The organism is Peptoniphilus grossensis (assembly GCF_001940285.1).
GTDB lineage: Bacteria > Bacillota > Clostridia > Tissierellales > Peptoniphilaceae > Peptoniphilus_A > Peptoniphilus_A faecalis.
In genome coordinates this window covers 205427-225100 of record NZ_MJIH01000001.1, presented here as the reverse complement: position 1 = coordinate 225100, position 19674 = coordinate 205427, and the positions used below count along the sequence as shown (strand labels likewise).

The 19674-nt window shown below is 29.8% G+C and carries 14 protein-coding genes; all 14 read left to right on the top strand.

All coding sequences use genetic code 11. The annotated features are described in order from the left end of the window. Positions 1-9: 9 nt before the first annotated feature. The 14 genes from BIV18_RS01095 (at position 10) to BIV18_RS01030 (ending at position 19506) form a co-directional block, all read left to right on the top strand. Complete coding sequence (locus tag BIV18_RS01095) at positions 10-708, top strand: response regulator transcription factor (RefSeq protein ID WP_075658882.1); 699 nt, start codon at positions 10-12, stop codon at positions 706-708. After that, positions 708-2777: a sensor histidine kinase gene (locus BIV18_RS01090; protein ID WP_075658880.1), complete on the top strand. Its 2070-nt coding sequence runs from the start codon at positions 708-710 to the stop codon at positions 2775-2777. The genes BIV18_RS01095 and BIV18_RS01090 overlap by 1 nt, the downstream gene beginning before the upstream one ends. Before the next feature lie 189 nt (positions 2778-2966). Next, entirely contained in the window at positions 2967-3350 is a 384-nt protein-coding gene (locus BIV18_RS01085; protein ID WP_075658878.1) for a BlaI/MecI/CopY family transcriptional regulator, read from the top strand. Next, positions 3347-4720, top strand: a complete 1374-nt coding sequence (locus tag BIV18_RS01080; RefSeq protein ID WP_075658876.1) for a M56 family metallopeptidase — start codon at positions 3347-3349, stop codon at positions 4718-4720. The genes BIV18_RS01085 and BIV18_RS01080 overlap by 4 nt, the downstream gene beginning before the upstream one ends. A gap of 116 nt (positions 4721-4836) precedes the next feature. Next, positions 4837-5463, top strand: a complete 627-nt coding sequence (locus tag BIV18_RS01075; protein WP_075658874.1) for a hypothetical protein — start codon at positions 4837-4839, stop codon at positions 5461-5463. 43 nt (positions 5464-5506) lie between these two features. Further along, a complete protein-coding gene (locus BIV18_RS01070; RefSeq protein ID WP_075658872.1) occupies positions 5507-5899 on the top strand; it encodes a hypothetical protein in 393 nt (130 codons plus the stop codon). A gap of 104 nt (positions 5900-6003) precedes the next feature. Then, a complete protein-coding gene (locus tag BIV18_RS01065; protein WP_075658870.1) occupies positions 6004-7761 on the top strand; it encodes an aminopeptidase P family protein in 1758 nt (585 codons plus the stop codon). Then, positions 7762-9624, top strand: coding sequence for an excinuclease ABC subunit UvrC (gene uvrC, locus BIV18_RS01060; protein ID WP_075658868.1), 1863 nt, complete (start codon positions 7762-7764; stop codon positions 9622-9624). Further along, positions 9614-10525: an HPr(Ser) kinase/phosphatase gene (gene hprK, locus BIV18_RS01055; protein WP_075658866.1), complete on the top strand. Its 912-nt coding sequence runs from the start codon at positions 9614-9616 to the stop codon at positions 10523-10525. The genes uvrC and hprK overlap by 11 nt, the downstream gene beginning before the upstream one ends. Positions 10526-10746: 221 nt before the next feature. Then, entirely contained in the window at positions 10747-14280 is a 3534-nt protein-coding gene (gene nifJ / locus BIV18_RS01050) for a pyruvate:ferredoxin (flavodoxin) oxidoreductase (RefSeq protein ID WP_075658864.1), read from the top strand. 361 nt (positions 14281-14641) lie between these two features. Then, positions 14642-15292 (top strand): response regulator transcription factor, encoded by a 651-nt coding sequence (locus tag BIV18_RS01045; RefSeq protein ID WP_075658862.1) that lies wholly within the window; start codon positions 14642-14644, stop codon positions 15290-15292. 197 nt (positions 15293-15489) lie between these two features. After that, positions 15490-16350 (top strand): sensor histidine kinase, encoded by an 861-nt coding sequence (locus BIV18_RS01040; protein ID WP_075658860.1) that lies wholly within the window; start codon positions 15490-15492, stop codon positions 16348-16350. Positions 16351-16400: 50 nt separating this feature from the next. After that, entirely contained in the window at positions 16401-17081 is a 681-nt protein-coding gene (locus BIV18_RS01035) for an ABC transporter ATP-binding protein (RefSeq protein ID WP_075658858.1), read from the top strand. Beyond that, positions 17074-19506 carry an ABC transporter permease gene (locus tag BIV18_RS01030; RefSeq protein WP_075658856.1) on the top strand — a complete coding sequence of 811 codons (2433 nt, stop codon included), beginning with the start codon at positions 17074-17076 and terminating at the stop codon, positions 19504-19506. Before BIV18_RS01035 ends, BIV18_RS01030 begins: the two co-directional genes overlap by 8 nt. Positions 19507-19674: the final 168 nt, after the last annotated feature.

Genomic DNA, 19674 nt, shown 5'->3' with positions numbered 1-19674 from the left:
AGGGATGTAATGGATAGATACAATATTTTAATTGCTGAGGACGATAAGGAAATTGCAAGATCCATTGGAATTTATCTTAAAAATGAAAATTTTAATATTTTTTATGCCTATGATGGTCTTGAAGCCATAAAAATTTTTAAAAATGAAAAAATTGATTTGATAATAATGGATCTCATGATGCCTAATTTATCTGGCGAAGAAGTTATTATTAAACTTAGGGAAATTTCTGTTGTTCCAATAATTATTTTATCTGCTAAATCAGAAGACACTGACAAAATTTTCGGACTAAATATTGGCGCTGATGATTATATTCAAAAGCCCTTCAATCCAATGGAGCTTATTGCTCGTGTTAAGAGCAACTTGAGAAGATTTTATGCCTATGATTTAAAAAATGACAGAAACTTTATTGAAATAGGTAGCATTAAATTAGATTTATCTCAGAAAATTGCCTATGTTGAAGATAAGCCAGTTAGTCTTACTTCTATTGAGTTTAAAATTTTGGAGCTTCTCATGAGAAATCCAAATAGAGTTTTTTCCATTGAAGAAATTTACGAAAGCGTGTGGAATGAACCAGCCATGGAGGCAAAGACTGTGACAGTTCACATTAGAAGAATTAGAGAAAAAATCGAAGTAAATCCAAAGAAGCCAATGTACTTAAAAGTCCAGTGGGGTCTTGGATATAAGTTTGAAGATTTGAGGCGAAAATAATGAAAAAAAATTCTTACAAATTATCCTATTATGCTTTAATAATTTTAGGTATATCACTTATTTCACTTTTAACAGGTAGATTTTTATTAAACAAGGGTCCAGACTCTTCTTATAGAAAAATTATGACAGATAATAGAATAACTAGCATCATAGATTTATCTCTTAATGATGAAGATTATAGCTCCAATTATAGATTTAACTTTGCTATTAAGTCCTATAAACTAAAATATTTTGACCAAAATGGAAATGTTGTTACAGATCCAGGATTAATTGAAGCTCAAAAGAAGAAGGATGACCTAAAGGCCAAGGGACTTGATCCAAAGGACTATCTTGAAGATTGGATGCTAGACCAACCAGAATTAAAATCTGAGTACAAAACCTTTTACCTAACTAATGAATATGAAAAAAACGAATTTGATCCCCTAGAGATTGAATTGAGAGATAATGACTTCTTAATTACAGGTTCAGTTCAAAATAATAGAGTCATCATAGATAAGGTGCAAAAGAGTCAAAGACTTATGGATAGTGACTACAATTTTATAGAAAAGTCTTTTAAATCTAAAATTAATAACAGTTTTAGAGATTTGAACAGCAAAAATAATATTAAAAATCTAAAGTTTGCTTATTACACATCATTAGACGATGAAGTTTTTAAAGATATCGAAAGAGATTTATTTATGGACCAAGTTCAAGTCCAAATTGGACTTAGCGTCTTAATTGCAGCTGTCTTATCAGCAATACTTGGACTATTTATGAATATTGAAAAAATTGACGACAGTGAAAGCTTGCGAAAAGTTTTCAAACTTCCAATAGAACTTGTGATTATTCTATTTGTAATTTTTGTAGTTTCTAGTGCAGGAATTTCAAGTATGAATCAAATCTACAGTAATTTATATATTTTCTATTTATTGTACTTTCTTGGTCTTGTAATTGTTTCACTTACAGTAAATTATTTGGTAATTTTATTAAAGAACATATTTAACAAGAATACAGAAAATTATCTTGTTAAAAATTCACTAATTTATAGAATTTTTACTGGTGCAATTTCAGAATTTTCAAATATAGATGAAGAAAATATAAATATTAAAGATGCAAAAATTAAATTTACCCTAGTTTATTTTGGAATTTGTTTTGCTCTATTTATATTATTCCTATTTCTCGCTTCAATATTTCATTCCGCTCCTGAATGTATAATATTTCCAATGATATTATTTGGGATTTTCATATATATAATAATTCTAAAAAACATAAATGAAGTTGCAAGAATTTCTAGAGAGTCTAGTGAAATTGTTAAGGGAAATTATAAGAAGAACATCGAGAAAAATGGTGGTCTTTATGATGGCATAGTTGATAATTTTAACAATATTGGAGAGAACCTAGACCTTGCCATTGAAGATGCAGTAAAATCTGAAAGGTTAAAGACAGAACTAATAACAAATGTCAGCCACGACTTAAAGACTCCACTGACATCTATAATTAATTATTCAGACCTATTATCTAAGGATGATAATTCTGAAGAACAAGTGAAGGAGTATTCAAAAATAATCAATGATAAGTCCAACAAGTTAAAAGTCTTAATCGAAGACTTATTTGAAGTATCAAAAGCGACATCAAACAATATTGAACTAGATAGACAAGAACTTGACTTTAATTCTCTTGTTCAACAGTCAATAGGAGAGTGGGAAGACAAAATTGCAGAAAAGAATTTAGAAATAATTTCAAATCTTCCTGAAGATAAGGTAATGCTTAACATTGACGGACAAAAATTTTCAAGGGTTCTAGATAACTTATTCTCAAATATTTCTAAATACGCTTTAGAAAACTCAAGAGTATATGTAGATCTCTTTAACAAAGATGGTATTAAACTCACTATAAAAAATATTTCTAAGTATCCACTTAATATTTCTTCGGATGAACTTATGGAAAGATTTACTCGTGGTGAAAAATCAAGGACGACATCAGGCTCAGGTCTTGGACTATCAATAGCATCATCCTTTGTTAGAGCTCATGGTGCAAACTTTGATATAGACATTGATGGAGATTTATTTAAGGTTACCATAGAATTTTAAAATAAAAATTTTAAAAGATATTAATAAATATGCTTAAAAGGATTTTAAATATAAGTGCAGAAGAAAGTTCGGTGGAAAATTATTTCGCCGGACTTTTTTCTATTATTAAAACTTGACAAAAATAAAGTGGCGATGTATACTCGAGATGAAAATATAAATACTAACAATAATGAACAAGAGGTGAGAAAAATGGAACTATCAAATGGAGAAATAATGGTAATGGAAGTTTTGTGGGAAGGGGAGTGTTTAGATGAAAATGGAGAAATCCAAGCCCTAGAATTATCCAAAGTATTAAAGGAAAAATATGATTTGGGTAAAACATCTTGCTACACATTTTTTGGAAGGTTATTAGAAAAGGGTGCAATTACAAGAAGGTATCCTAAGTACACAATAAAACCCATAGTCACAAGAGAAGAAGCTTTGCAGAAACAAAGAGAAGAAGCCATAGACAAATTATTTCAAGGTTCCTTTATAAATTTTTGTAGAACTTTTTTAAAGGACAATAAAATAAGTGAAGAAGAAGTTCAAGAGATGAAAAATATAATTAATGACTTTGAAAAAGAAGAAAAATGACAATAAGTATAGCGAGTTCAGAATTTCTATATAAAAGTTTAAAGTCTATTTTAATAATAATTTTAATTTTACTTTTTAGAAAGAGATTAAATTTAAAAAGCATAAAAGGCGCAAATATTATATTATGGACTCTTCTTTTAATATATTTAATATTTCCAAAAGATATATTATTTAGCGTAAAAACTTATGGAACTTCCAAATTTTTAAAAACAATTTTCCTACCATCAATTTTTATAAATCAAGTAGTAATAAATATGACATATAAATTCCCATCCTTATCAAGACTTAATAGGGTAGTAGGGTCAAGTTTAGTTATTATTTATACACTATATCAATTTATAAAATTTAAAAAAGTTATAAGTAATTCTATTGAATTAAAAGATAGGACTCATTTAAATAAATCTCTAAAAAAATTTAATATTAAAAGAGAAATTAAAATTTATATAAATGATGAAATAGACACACCCATAACCTATGGCATAGTAAAACCAAAAATAATATTGCAAAAAAGCATTTTGAAAGACTGGGATTTATTAGAACATGTTTTAACTCACGAGCTAGTACATATAGAAAGATATCATATTTTATTAAGTCACTTAAAAAATTTAATAATATGTCTTTATTGGTACAATCCCTTTTTAATAATTAGCTTAAAATACTTTGAAGAAGATATAGAGATAAACTGCGACAAAATAGTTATAGAAAAAAGAGGAGATACTTTAGAAAATAGGAAAAATTATTGCCAGTCAATGCTTAAATCGGTAGAAAGACAAAGGGAAAATGATAAATTTGTCTTAAATTTAAGCCCAACTAAGGAAAGGATGTTGAACATGAAAAATTGGAAAAAAACAATGTCAGGTACATTTACTTTAATATTTTTATTATTCTTGTACATACCAGTGTTTACCAATGCCATTGAGGTAGACGAAAATCAAGTTATATCTGATACAGAGGGAATAAAAGAAGTTTATGTAAATGTGGACAATAGAGTTGAAGAAATAAGAGATGAAGAGTATAAAAAACTAGATTTATATGAAATCCCAACTAATGGTTTGAGATCAGCTAATATAGATGAAAAAAGAACATTAGAAGGATTAGATCATGAGACATATACATTTAACATGAGTTCACTTTTTGGAAAAAACCATAATGGATTTACTATAAGAACAAGTGAAATGTATTGTAGAGGCGGTGTAGATTATACAGTTATCATACAAGAAAATGGAAATATAATATATGAATCAAGATACAATCAAGGAGTAAATTTAAAAATCAAAGCTAATAGTGGAAGTAGTTATAAAGTTATTATAATTAATCAGTCTGTAAATCCTTTAACTTATAAAATAAATATAAGTAGTTATGTTAGGTAGGAGGTAAATCTATGAGATATTTGAATCCAAAGAGGTATAAGAATGGAGATTTTTTCATAATAAACAAGAATTACAAATAAAACATAGCAAATATTAATAAAATTAGGAGGATCATTATGAAAAAATCATTTAGTATATTAATTGTAGCTTGTATATTATTTAATTTGGTAACTTTTGTATCAGCACAAGAGAATGAAAATAATGAAATAAACAATGAAGAAAATGGTATATATTATGAACAACCAAGAGAAAGTATAGAAAAATTTTTTAACGATGCGAGAAAAGAAACTGAAGAAAAAGTAAGATTATTAAATTCTATTACAACTTTTGACAATTATTCTTATGAATATAAAACAGAATATTCGTCTAGAGAAAGGGTATATGCTAATAATGTTTTATTGAATGGACAGCCAAGAGGGGGCACAAGAATTGATGGATATATAAATATCAATACTGATAAAGGAACACCAATAAAACTATCTGTTTCAGTGGGATTACCTAAAGTTCCTACTGTAATGATTAATGTTGAGATGGGTTCATATACGGGTACAAACGTTTCTGGATATAGTATAAGAGTTCCGAATTCTTATCAATATTTTTTAGCTTATGCTGATAAAACATTTGAAGTTGAGGGGCATGTAGTATATTATAGATTAAGAAATTCAAATGATGAGTGGAAAGTTTATACAACTTTTTTCCCACATACTTTATTTAACGAACACTTTTATGTAATGCCTGTATAATAAAACCATATAAACATATTTAATACTTTAAGGGAGGTGCGTTTTGGATAAAAAAAATTTACTTTTTAAAATTTCAATTGTTCTTAATATTATTCTCTTGTGTTCTACAATTATTTTACAGCAAAAACTACAAAATCCAATGGTTCCCCTCTTGAAAGGAACTTATGTGTGTTTTAATAAAGATTTTTATTCAATGTCCTTTGATACTGAGAAAAAGGTCTATTATATCTTTTGCAATGGGAGTCTTATAAAGAAAGGTAATTTTAAAGAGGATGAAGACAAGAGGATATACAAACTAGAAGACAACAACTTTAACAAATATATTTTTTTAAATGGAAAGACCTTTTATTTTGCCATTTCAGAGGATAAGGTAATTAAATTTGAGAAGGAGTCAAATGCAATTACCTTTTACGGCGAGCCAAAGGATTTTAAATAAGAAAGTATAGAAAGACAAGAAAGTTCGGTTGAATTTATTTCACCGGACTTTTTTCTTTGCCCTATTTTCCTCTTGTGATAATATATAACTTAGGAAGTGATTTTGTGATTTTAAATGAAATTAGAAATATAATGAAAGAAAAAAATATAGATTTTTATATTATTCCAACTAAAGACCCTCATGGTTCTGAATATCTTCCAGATTATTACAAGGAAAGGGAGTTTGTAACGGGCTTTACTGGTTCACAAGGTACTGCTGTCATAACAGGAGATGAGGCATATCTTTGGACTGATGGCAGATATTTTATCCAAGCCGCAAAAGAAATAAAAGATTTTGGATTTGAGCTTCAAAAAGAAGGGCAAGTTGGAGTTTTAAACTACACTGATTGGATAAGTGAGAATATAAAAGAAGGCATGACTCTTGGCTTAAATGCTGAATACTTTTCTCACCAAAACTTTTTTTCTTTGTCAGAAAAATTAAAATACAAAAATGTAAAAATCATTGACATAGATTTGATTTCTGACCTTTGGAAAGATAGGTATCCTCTTCCAAAGGATGATGCTTTTTTACTTGATGTTAAATATGCAGGAAAAACTTCTGATGAAAAAATTTCTGAAATTAGAAAGATTTTAGAGGATAAAAAAGTTGACATGACAATTGTTTCTTCACTTGTCGACATTGCTTGGACTCTAAATATTCGTGGAATGGACATAAAGGACACGCCAGTTTTAATTTCCTTTATGATTATAGAAAATGATAAGGTAATTTTATTTGCTGACAGAGAAAAGACAAAAAGTATTGAAAAAGAAATTTCTGATGTAGTTGAACTAAGAGATTATTCTGAATTTTATTATTATTTAAAGAATTATGAAAATAAAAAAATTTACCTCGACCCAAACTCAATTAATGAAAGGATCTATAAGAAAATTTGCGAAAAAAATGAAATAATTTTCGGCAATAATATTTCTGAAAACTTAAAGGCAATAAAAAATGAAATTGAAATAGAAAACCTTGAAGATACTTATGTTAGAGATGGGGTTGCATTATTTAAGTATATTTATTGGTTGAAAAAAAATGCAAAAAATAAAATTGGTGAATATGAAGCAGGAGTGATGCTTGACAACCTTCGTGCTGAAGATCCGCTATATATTTCAAATTCTTTCGATACAATCTCTGCCTATGGAGCAAATGCTGCAATGATGCACTATCACGCAACTAGGGACAAAGAATCTATAATTGAACCTAAGGGTTTTTATCTTGTGGATTCAGGCGGACAATATTATTCGGGGACAACAGACATAACGAGAACTATTGCCATGGGAGAACTTACAGATGAAGAAGTTCGTGATTATACTTTAACTTTAAAAAGTCACATAAACTTAATGGATGCAGTTTTCTTAAAGGGAACATATGATTTAGCTTTAGATGGAATTGCAAGATATGCATTGTGGCAAGAAAGATTAGATTATAAGTGCGGAACAGGTCACGGAATTGGTTTTGTGCTTTCAGTTCACGAGGGACCGCATAGGATTTCGCCAAGAGATCCCGCAGTAAGGATGAAAGAAAATATGATTGTGTCAAATGAGCCTGGAGTTTATAAAGAAAACAAATACGGCATAAGAATTGAAAATATTATGAGAGTTGTCTTCGACTGTAAAACAGAAGATTCAATATTTAATAAATTTAAGACAATTTCTTTTTGTCCCTTTGAGTTAAAAGCAATTGACACAAACTTACTTACAGATAGACAATTAGAAGTTTTGAACTCTTATCATAGAGAAGTTTTTACAAAATTAAGTCCCTTTTTTGAGGGAGAGATTTTAGATTATTTAAGAGAATCAACGAAAGAGGTAATTAGATAATTGATAGATTTAAGAGAAAGGCTTGACAAACTTCCTGATAAACCAGGAGTTTATATAATGAAAAATGAATTAGATGAGATAATTTATGTTGGAAAAGCTAAATCTCTTAGAAAAAGAGTTAGGCAATACTTTGGTTCCTATGGGAAAAGCTCTAAAAAAGTTGCCAGCATGGTCTCAAAAATTTACGATTTTGAGTATATCATTGTAGAAAATGAAGTGGAATCCCTTGTACTTGAATCAAATTTAATTAAGGATAATCTCCCAAAATACAATATTCTTTTACGTGATGATAAACAATATCCATATATTAAGGTAATGGTCAATGAGAGATTTCCCAGGGTTATAAAAACTCGAAGAATATTAAGGGATGGAGCGAAATATTTTGGGCCTTATCCAGATGTTTTTGCTGTAAATGGATCTATAGAAACCTTTGAAAGGATTTATCCTCTTAGAACCTGCAACTTAAATCTTGAAAATGTTGAAGAAAAAAATTACAGACCTTGTCTTAACTATTATATTGGAAAATGCCTTGGGCCTTGTATAGGCAATGTGAAGAATGAGGATTACAATATAATGGTTGATGAAGTTTTGAGTTTTTTATCTAGTTCAGATAATAAATTATTAGACAAGCTTCACGAAAAGATGATGGATTATTCAAAAAACTTGGATTACGAAAATGCTGCGGACATTCGCGATAGAATTAAAAATTTAGAATATTTAAAGGAAAGACAACTTATAAGCGATCCGAAAACTCGTGACGATAAAGATATTATTGCCCTTGCAAAGGGAATAGATGAAGTGTTAATTCAAATTTTCTTTTTTAGGAAGGGGAAAATTATTGGTAGAGAGCATTATATGATAAGAGATTATTACAATGACAGCTATGATGAAATTTTTTCTTCCTTTTTAAAACAATTTTATATTGGAGCAAGTTACATTCCAAAGGAAATTATTATTGAAGAGAAACCTAGTGATATAAAAGTTTTAGAAGATTGGCTTTCAGAAAAAAGGGGCAACAAAGTTACAATAACCACTCCTATAAAGGGAGATAAAAAAGAATTAATTAAAATGGTTAAGAGAAATGCTCTTGATATGATTGAAAAGTATGGGGACAAATATAAAAAACGTGCAGAATCGAATAAGTTAGCACTTGAAGAAATAAGAAACCTAATTGGACTAAGTGATATTCCAAGGCGTATTGAAGCCTATGATATTTCGAATATTTCTGGTGTTGAATCTGTAGGCTCAATGGTTGTATTTGAAGATGGAGATTCTAAAAAAAGTGATTATAGAAAGTTTAGAATTAAAAGTGTAATTGGACCTGACGATTATTCAAGCTTAAAAGAAGTAATAGAGAGAAGATTTACAAGAGGTGTTGAAGAAAAGAAAAATGATAAAAATACATCTTTTTCAAATTTTCCAGATTTAATAATGATGGACGGAGGCAAAGGTCAAGTAAATGCTGCAAAGGAAATTTTAGATAAGTTGAATTTAAATTTGGAAATTTGCGGACTTGTAAAGGATGATTTTCATAGAACCCGTGGAATTATTTACAATAACAAAGAATATAATGTTGATTTAAATTCTAGGGCTTATAAAATAATTTACAAAATCCAAGAAGAAGCTCATAGATTTGCTATAAATTATCATAGAAACTTAAGGTCAAAAGCAATGTTTAAGTCAGAGCTTGACGATATAAAAATGATTGGGCCTAAGCGAAAAGAAAATTTGTTAAAACATTTTAAATCCATTGACAAGATAAAAAATGCAAGCGTGGAAGAACTTTTAGAAGTTGAATCAATGAATGAAAAAAGTGCCAATTCACTTTATGAACATTTTAGGAGAACAAAAAATGGGAGTTAAATTAAAATATATAGTAGATGAATTAGAATTAGAAATTATTCATGAGTCTACTGATTATAAAGAGATTGAAATTAGAAATAGCGATATAAACAGACCAGGATTACAATTATGTGGTTATTATGCAAAATTTGTCAAAGATAGGATTCAGCTTATTGGAACTCAAGAGTGGCATTATATAAATTCCTTAAATGACGAAGAAAAGTATTCCACACTTGAAAGATTATTTAAGTACAATATTCCAGTAGTCGTATTTTCAAGAAATAACTTTATTTTCCCACAAGCAAAAATTTTGGCTAAAAAACATAATGTAACTATAGTTAGAAGTCCAGATACTACTTCAAAAATTTTTAGCAAAATTATTTCTCTAGTTGATGAAGCCTTGGCACCTACTATGAGAATGCATGGAGTTTTGCTCGACATCTCAGGTATAGGTGTACTTATTACGGGAAGAAGTGGAATAGGAAAAAGTGAAACTGCTCTTGATTTAATTTCAAATGGTGCAAGGCTAATTTCTGATGACTCAGTAATTATAAAAAATATAGACAAAAAATTAATAGGAAAATCTCCAGACATTACAAAATATTTTATGGAAATAAGAGGAGTTGGCATTATAGATATTCAAAAAATGTTTGGAATTGGTTTTGTAATGGAGGAAAAGGCAATAGAAGTTGTAGTAAATTTGGAGGATTGGGATGAGTCAAAGGAATATGAAAGGCTTGGACTTGACAATAATTACCAAAATATTTTAGGAATTGATGTAGTTAAGTTTGATATACCAGTAAAACCCGGAAGACATACTGCACTTATCATAGAAGTTGCTACAAAAAACTATAAACAAAAGGAATTAGGGTACAATCCAGCATTAGCTCTTAATGAGAGAATGTTAAAAAAATTAGATTAGATTTAAGAGAGATATTAGCTCTTTTATTTATTTTTATTAATAATAAATAAATAAATTAAAAAAATATATATTTCCACAATGTGAAACACCTTTCGCAGTCCGCTATTTTCAATTATTCACGCCCATTTATTAACAATATTATTGAAATTTATTAAATTAAGTTCTATAATATAAAGAGTATAGTTAGTTTATATTTATATTATTAATCACGGGAGGATAATATGGCTAAAACATTTAAAACAATGGATGGTAATGAAGCAGCTGCTCATGTAGCCTATGCGTTTTCGGACGTTGCTTGTATTTACCCAATAACTCCATCATCTCCAATGGCAGAGCACATTGATGCTTGGGCTTCTCAAGGAAGAAAAAATATTTTCGGACAAGAAGTATTGGTTAAGGAGTTACAATCAGAAGGAGGAGCGGCAGGGGCTGTTCATGGTGCCCTACAAGCTGGATCACTCACTTCTACTTACACAGCATCTCAAGGTTTATTACTTATGCTACCTAATATGTATAAGATTGCAGGAGAATTACTTCCAGGAGTTTTCCACGTAGCAGCAAGAGCACTAGCCTCTCATGCACTATCAATCTTTGGCGATCATCAAGACGTTATGGCAGCTAGAGCATCAGGATTTGCACTTCTTGCATCTGGATCAGTTCAAGAAGCAATGGATTTAGCTGGTGTTGCTCACTTGTCTGCAATTAAAGGTAGAGTTCCTTTTGTTCACTTCTTTGATGGATTTAGAACATCTCACGAAGTTCAAAAAATTGAAGTACTTAATTATGAAGATTTAGAAAAACTTGTTGATAAAGAAGCAATTAAAGAATTTAAAGAAAGAGCTTTAAACCCAAAGGGACCTCAAATAAGGGGTACTGCTCAAAATCCTGATATTTATTTCCAAGAAATTGAAGCTTCAAATGAATACTACACAAAAATAGTTGGCATTACTGAAGATTATATGAAAGAAATTTCTAAATTAACAGGAAGAGAATACAGCTTATTTAACTATTATGGAGCTAAAGATGCGACTAACATTATCGTAGCAATGGGTTCAGTTACAGAAACAATTGAAGAAGTTGTAGATTATCTAAATGCAAGAGGAGAAAAGACAGGACTTGTTAAAGTTCACCTATATAGACCTTTTTCAATTGAACACTTAATGAAAGCAATTCCTGAAACTGTTGAAAGAATTGCAGTTCTTGATAGAACTAAAGAAAAAGGAGCAGCTGGACAACCTCTATACTTGGATATTAGAGATGCCTTCTATGAATCAGACAAAAAGCCACTTATAGTTGGTGGTATTTATGGTCTTGGATCAAAAGACACTAATCCAACAGATATTCTTTCAGTTTTTGACAACCTTAAAGAAGATAAACCTAAGAATGACTTTACAATTGGTATAATTGATGATGTGACAAACAAATCACTACCAATAAAAGAAGAAATTACAACTGAACCAGAGGGAACTATTAGATGTAAATTCTGGGGATTTGGATCTGATGGTACTGTTGGTGCAAATAAATCAGCAATAAAAATTATTGGAGATAACACTGACATGTATGCTCAAGGTTACTTTGACTATGACTCCAAAAAATCTGGTGGAGTTACAATGTCTCACTTGAGATTTGGTAAAAATAAAATCACTTCAACTTATTTATTAACTAAGACTGATTTTATTTCTTGTTCAAAACAATCCTATGTATATTCTTATGACTTATTGAGAGGACTTAAAAAGGGCGGTAAATTTTTACTAAATACTATTTGGAATGAAGAAGAACTTGATGAACATCTTCCAGGTTATATGAAAAAATATATAGCAGACAATGAAATTGAGTTTTATACAATTAATGCTACTAAAATTGCTGCAGAAGTTGGACTTGGCGGAAGAACTAATATGGTAATGCAATCCGCATTCTTTAAACTATCCCAAGTACTTCCACTTGACGAAGCCGTTAAACTTCTTAAAGAAGCAATTGTAAAAGATTACGGTGCTAAGGGCGACGATATTGTTAATATGAATTATGCCGCAGTAGATCGTGGAATAGATGCATTAAAGAAAATCAAGGTAAAAGATTCTTGGAAAGATGCTGATACTACTAAGGACTTTAAAATTGATGGAGCACCTGACTTTATCAACAATATTCTCATTCCAATGAATAGACAAGAAGGTAACGACCTTCCAGTTTCTACTTTTGTTGATATGCCTGATGGAACATTTCCATCTGGAACGAGCCGTTATGAAAAGAGAGGAATTGCTGTAAATGTTCCTCACTGGAAGATTGAAAACTGTATTCAATGTAATCAATGTTCACTAGTATGTCCTCATGCAGTTATAAGACCATTTTTAGCTGATAAAGAAGAAATGGCAAATGCACCTGAAGGCTTTGAAACTAAAAAAGCAATAGGAAAGGGACTTGAAAATTACGAATATAGAATGCAAATTTCACCTCTAGATTGTACTGGTTGTGGAAATTGTGCTCAAGTTTGTCCTGCTAAAGAAAAAGCACTTGTAATGTCACCTTTTGAAAATGAAATAGATGTACAAGCAGCTAACTGGGAATATGCTTCTGAACATATTAAATCAAAAGAAGAGAATATTGAACCAAATAACTTTAAAAATTCTCAATTCCAAACTCCATATCTTGAATTCTCTGGAGCTTGTGCAGGTTGTGGAGAAACTCCATATGTAAAACTTGTTACTCAATTATTTGGAGATAGAATGAGTATTGCAAATGCAACAGGATGTTCATCAATCTGGGGCGGTTCTGCACCATCAATGCCATATTGCACAGACGATTGTGGAAATGGACCATCTTGGGCTAACTCATTATTTGAAGATAATGCTGAATACGGATATGGTATGGCAGTATCTCAAGAACAAACTAGAAATAGAATTGAAAATCTAATGAAAGAATTTATTGAACTTAATGTAGATAAAGATGCAAATGATGCATTTAATGCATGGATTGAAGGCAAGGATGATTATAAGACTTCTAAAGCCGCAAGTGCAAATGTATTAAAGATTCTTGATAAAAAATTTGGAAATGAAAAGGCTGATGATATCATTGAAACATTACAAAGTCTTGAAAGATTCTTAATTAAAAAGAGTCAATGGATCATTGGTGGAGATGGTTGGGCATATGACATAGGATACGGTGGACTAGACCATGTTCTCGCATCAGGTGAAAATATCAATGTATTGGTTCTTGATACTGAGGTATATTCAAACACGGGTGGACAAGCATCTAAGGCGACTCCAACAGCAGCAATTGCTCAATTTGCCGCAGCTGGAAAGTTAACTAAGAAGAAGGATCTTGGACTAATGGCTACAACTTATGGTTATGTATATGTTGCACAAATCGCTCTCGGTGCAGATAAGAACCAAGCTTTCAAGGCAATTAAAGAAGCTGAAGCTTATGATGGACCATCACTAATAATTGCTTACGCACCATGTATAAATCACGGAATTAGAGTTGGAATGGGATTCTCAATAGAAGAAGAAAAGAAAGCTGTAGAAACTGGTTATTGGCATCTATACAGATTTAACCCTGAACTTAAATCTCAAGGAAAGAATCCATTTATCTTAGATTCTAAAGAACCTACAAAACCTTTCAGAGACTTCCTAGATGGAGAAGTTAGATACACTTCACTTAAGAAATTGTTCCCTGAAAGAGCTGAAAAGCTTTATGAAGTAGCAGAAGAGAATGCTAAAGAAAGATATGCAAGCTATGTAGTGCGTTCTGAAGAAAAATAAACTATATGTCAATTTTAAGAGGCTCGATGTTATTGAGCCTCTTTTTATTGTAAAAATCAATAAATACACAAATTATAAATAAATTTTTTAAACTTAATTTTTTATTATATATTTTTAAAAGATTTCTTTGAATTATCTGAAATTAACTTTTCTATAATATTATACTATATCTTACAATTTAATCTTTATAAATTACTAAAAAGGATTGATTTTAACCTTTTTCTAATGAGAATTTCTGTTTTTTAATATGAGTTATAATGATATACTATAAGTAAAATTATAGATTGTAAAATAAATTATTAATCGACAATTTATATTTTATAAATAGAAAATTCTATTCATAAAATAAGGGGAGTAATCAATGAAAAGTATTTTAATTATTGAAGATAATGCAGAAATTGCTTTACAAATGAAAAAATATTTAATTAATGAGGGTTATGAAGTGGATATTGCATCTTCATATTATGAAGCAATCTATAATATGAATGTTGACATAGATGTAGCTCTTTTGGATATCAATCTTCCAGATAAAGATGGTCATCATTTAATAAAAAAACTAAAGAAAAAGGATATTAGAGTAATAGTTACTACAGTAAAAAATGATGAAGATTTTATTATTGCCTCACTAGATCAAGGGGCAGATGATTATTTAGTCAAGCCCTTTTCTTTAGCTATGCTTAGAGCAAGAATTGATGCTGTGCTTAGAACTATTGCTTTAGCTGAAGATGAATTTATCACATATAAAGACATAAAAATAGATTTAATTAAATCAGAGGTCTATTTTAAAGAAGAACTAGTAGAATTAACAGCCCTTGAATATGAGATTCTTTTACTATTTATTAAAAATCCCCATAGAGTCTATACTAGAGGGCAGCTTTTAGAAATGTTTTGGGAAGACAGGGATAGATTTGTCAATGACAATACTCTAACATCAACTATTAAAAGAGTAAGGGAAAAGCTAGATAGAGAAGTAATAACAACAGTTAGGGGAATAGGATATAGGATGGATTGAAATTTATAATTTTGATAGCTGGTTGTATTTACAGTATATATTAAAATAGAAAATAATGGTGAAATTTTGGAAAATAAAGTGAAAAACAGTTTATCAAAAGAAATGTTATAACAAGAAGATATTGGATTAACATTTAAGAAAAAATTTATTATAATCTGTAGCAATATTTAGAGAAATTAGATATAGGAGATATTAAGATGATATATTTATTTTGGACAATTAGTCTTTTATTTCTCTATTATATTTTAGAAAATAAAAAGAAAAAGAGAATAAATGAGATCATATACTTAATCGATAAGATGAAAGACCAGAACTATAAAATTCCCATGAAGCAAGACGATTTTTCAATTTTAGAGGATAAGATTTACAAACTATTTATAGAAATCGTAGAGGCAAAAGAGATAAGTACTGAAAATAGTGAAAAGCAAATAGAATACCTAGAAGATATTGCCCACCAAATAAAAACCCCCATAACTGGAATGTTATTTTCTATTGAAAATCTAGAATTAGAATATCCAGAAAAGGAAAGTATAGAGATTTTAAAAAGACAAATTTTAAGATTAAACTCTCTTGCTGATATTTTATTAAAACTTTCGAGTTTAGATGCAAATAAGGATATGATGAAAAGCGAGGAATTTAACTTGCAAGAATTAGTTGACTATGCTTTGGATAATTTTACTTTAAGGGAAGATATTATATTAGAAACCCAAGATATATTAAAGGAAAATATAATTTGTGGTGATTTTTATTGGTTAGCAGAAGCTCTTATAAATATCTTAAAAAATGCTAATAATAGAATGGCTTGTAATAAAATTTTTATAAGCTCATCAAAAAACCCGCTTTACACAAGTTTAGTAATTTCAGACAATGGTGGAGGAGTTGAAAAAGAAAACATGAGGAAAATATTTAAACGTTTTTATAAAACACCAGATTCTGATGGATTTGGCATAGGTCTTGCCATGGCAAAATCAATTGCTGAAAAAAATAATGGAGAAATTTCTGTAAGAAATACTGAAGATGGTGCAAGTTTTGAAATTAAATTTTACAATGTCACCTAAAAATCACTTTACTTTTATATGCTTGCTCCAAGTTTGAATAGGAGGCAAGTATGGAAATATTAAAAGTTGAAAATTTAAGAAAAGAATATGGAGATGAAAATAATAAGGTCGTAGCCTTAGATGGTATTGACCTTCAGATTGAAAGAGGGGAATTTGTTGCAATTGTAGGCCCTAGTGGGTCTGGTAAATCAACCCTCCTACATATCATAGGTGGAGTAGATAGTCCAGACGATGGCAAGGTCTATATTGATGGTAACGACATTTCAAAGTATTCTTCAAAGGAACTGGCTTATTTCAGGAGAAGAAAAGTAGGACTTATCTATCAGTTTTACAATCTAATACCAAATTTAACAGTAGGACATAATATAGAGCTTCCCTTAAAGCTTGATAAAAGAAAGGTAAATGAGAAAGATTTTTTAGACATCATAACAAAACTTGGCATAGAAAAGAAACTCAATTCTTTCCCAAATGAACTGTCTGGAGGACAACAACAAAGAGTTGCCATAGCTAGAAGTCTTATCTACAATCCATCTATAATATTAGCGGATGAACCAACAGGTAATTTAGACAGAAAAAATTCTAAGGAAATTATAGAAATCTTCAAATATTTTAACAAAACCTTAAAACAGACGATTATTCTAATCACCCATGACGAAGAAATAGCCTTACAAGCAAACCGTATTATTACAATAGTAGATGGAAAAATTGTAGGAGATGAAAGAAATGAATAAGAAGAATTTCCCTATTTTTATTTCCTTATTTATTGTAAGTTTGTTTTTTACTGTAATTTTTTACTATGGATATACAAATATGAGGGCTAACTATGGTTATTACATGGCTTCAAGTTTTTATCATGGGGAGATTAAAGAAGAACTCTCAAATGAAGATATTGAAAAACTAAAGTCCATTGAAGATATAGATTTGGTCGGAAAAATGTCTCTTAATCCTGACAACGGAAAACTTGCAGACGATTTAGTCGTTATCAACTACCAAGACCAAGCAATCAATAAGATGAGGGAGTATTCAAGATTAATTGAAGGCAGATTTGCTACAAAGGAAGACGAAATTGTTTTATCTGAAAGCCTCGTAGAGAAAAATAAACTTAAAATAGGCGACAAGCTAGAACTTGATTTGGGCAAAAGGTTTCTGGATGGTGAAGAGATAGGTCCCACAAGTGCAAATACTGACAGGGAAAAATTTGAGAGTCAAGGCTCTAAAAGCTTTACTTTAGTTGGTGTTTACGGAGATGTCTACAACAAGTACAGTAAACTAAGTTTTGCTCTAGGGCTACAAGATAAAATGGTCACCTTCAGAACCTTTGTAAAATTTCATTCATTTGAAGAAGCTTACAAAAATAGAGATAAAATTCAAGCAGAAATCAACCAGACTTTGGACAAAAATGTTACTTTAGAATTTTCTGAAAGTCTTATGAACTATTATGGAGTAGAAAATGAACCCTTACAAAACATAATGAGCAAGGCAGTTCTTGTTCTATCAGTTATTGGATGCATAGCAATATTTGTGTTTTTTATAAAAAACATATTTTGGGTTTGGGGGCTAAGGAAGATTAGAGAGCTTTCCATCTATAAATCTATTGGATCTACCAATGGACAAATTTATCTCTTACTTCTAAAGGAAGGACTTGTTATAACTGCAATTCCAATAATTTTGGGACATACTGCAGGATTTTTCTTTATGTATTGTTTGTATAAAAACATAACAAAAGGTGAAGGAGTAAGTGCCTTTGAAGTGATGAAATTTAATCCCTTATTAAGTTTGGCAATACTTGTAGTTTCCTTTGTGATTGTAGCACTAGCTATTAAATCTCCTGCTAAAAAGATTTCTAAAATAAATATTATAGACGGCATAAGAGGGAATATAGATTTTTCAAAATCAAAGAAGAAAAGAGCCAAAGATTTTTGGAAGGAATTAAAACTCAACAACTTAGCTTCAATAAAATCACAGAGATATATTTCTGCCATAGGAATAATAATTATTTCAGTGTTTATAATCATCATAGGTATCTCAAGTTACTACAGAGATTTTTTGTTTTACGATGATGGCTATAATTTCTCTGTTTATTATTTTAGTGAAAAGAATCAAGTACCAAAAATATTAAAAGAAATTGTAGATAAAATTCCTAACGAGAAGTCTTATATTTCAAAAGATAAGTATGTTCAAGTGGAAAACACAAATGAATTTTCAAAAGAAGCAAAGGCAGCTGGTTTAGATGAGGAAGCGAAAAAGAATATAGAAAAATATAAGGCAGAGGGTATGGATGGATTTATTATCGCCTTGGAAGAAAGTGACTTTAAAGAACTTGGAGGAAAGAAGGGTGAATTTGTCCTCTACAATACAATTCAAGAAGATTCTTCTATTCCAATAGCCAAGGCAAAGAGGATTCCCTATTTCGAAAACCCACAGACTTTAGATATTAACTTAAATGATTATAAGAAGACGATTAAAATTTCAAAGACTATAACAGATTTGGGGAAATTTAAGTCGAAAACAAGACCCTTCGATGTAAAAGTTTATACAGATTTTGACACTTATTTTAAACTTATGGAAGAGTCCGGAGATGAAAAATATACAAACTATGCTTATACATTAAATATGAAGGTAAAAGATTCGGATACCAAAGATGTAAAAGAATATGTAGAAGCCATGATCAGGGAACAAATTTCACCTGAAGATAGATTTAATATTATTGCTGGTGATGAGCTAGAAGAAAAAGAGTTTAAAAGCTTACAAGCTCTAATTAAAATAGTGGTAAGTATTGGATTTATAATTTTTGTACTAAATATTACCAACGGCTACTCTTCAATTAATTTAAGTCTAATGAGCAGAAAAAAAGAAATCGGAAGTCTTTACTCTTGCGGTATGGACGTAGATGAGTTAAAGAACATCTATCAAAAAGAATTTATTGGAGAACAGGTAAAATCCTTTATAATTTCTATTATGGTGAGTTTAGCTGTAATGCTTATAATATCATTAGTAGCCCCTAGTTTAAGGATGAGTACTTTAATAAAATATTATGACTATAAAAGTTTCTTAGGATTTTCATTAGTCGTCTATGGTATTAATCTAATTATCTATCATTTCTCCTTAAAGAGAATACTAGAAAGACCAACCATTGATTTAATTAGAACAATTTAATTTTGAAAAGTATTGGTAGCTATTAGAAAAAGATGAACCTGTGAATCTAAACTTATGATGTTATATTAATGTTGACGAGTTTATTGTTTTAATATTTGGGTATAAAATTATAGAATGAATTTAAAAAACTTTTGAAGTTATATTTAGATTTATTTTAAAGGAGGATTT

Bases quoted from the DNA above. Each gene is read 5' to 3' on its own strand.
- BIV18_RS01045 (WP_075658862.1), top strand. From the start codon at position 14,642: ATGAAAAGTATTTTAATTATTGAAGATAATGCAGAAATTGCTTTACAA.
- BIV18_RS01085 (WP_075658878.1), top strand. From the start codon at position 2,967: ATGGAACTATCAAATGGAGAAATAATGGTAATGGAAGTTTTGTGGGAA.
- BIV18_RS01075 (WP_075658874.1), top strand. From the start codon at position 4,837: ATGAAAAAATCATTTAGTATATTAATTGTAGCTTGTATATTATTTAAT.
- BIV18_RS01040 (WP_075658860.1), top strand. From the start codon at position 15,490: ATGATATATTTATTTTGGACAATTAGTCTTTTATTTCTCTATTATATT.
- BIV18_RS01035 (WP_075658858.1), top strand. From the start codon at position 16,401: ATGGAAATATTAAAAGTTGAAAATTTAAGAAAAGAATATGGAGATGAA.
- hprK (WP_075658866.1), top strand. From the start codon at position 9,614: ATGGGAGTTAAATTAAAATATATAGTAGATGAATTAGAATTAGAAATT.
- BIV18_RS01030 (WP_075658856.1), top strand. From the start codon at position 17,074: ATGAATAAGAAGAATTTCCCTATTTTTATTTCCTTATTTATTGTAAGT.
- BIV18_RS01080 (WP_075658876.1), top strand. From the start codon at position 3,347: ATGACAATAAGTATAGCGAGTTCAGAATTTCTATATAAAAGTTTAAAG.
- BIV18_RS01090 (WP_075658880.1), top strand. From the start codon at position 708: ATGAAAAAAAATTCTTACAAATTATCCTATTATGCTTTAATAATTTTA.
- nifJ (WP_075658864.1), top strand. From the start codon at position 10,747: ATGGCTAAAACATTTAAAACAATGGATGGTAATGAAGCAGCTGCTCAT.
- BIV18_RS01095 (WP_075658882.1), top strand. From the start codon at position 10: ATGGATAGATACAATATTTTAATTGCTGAGGACGATAAGGAAATTGCA.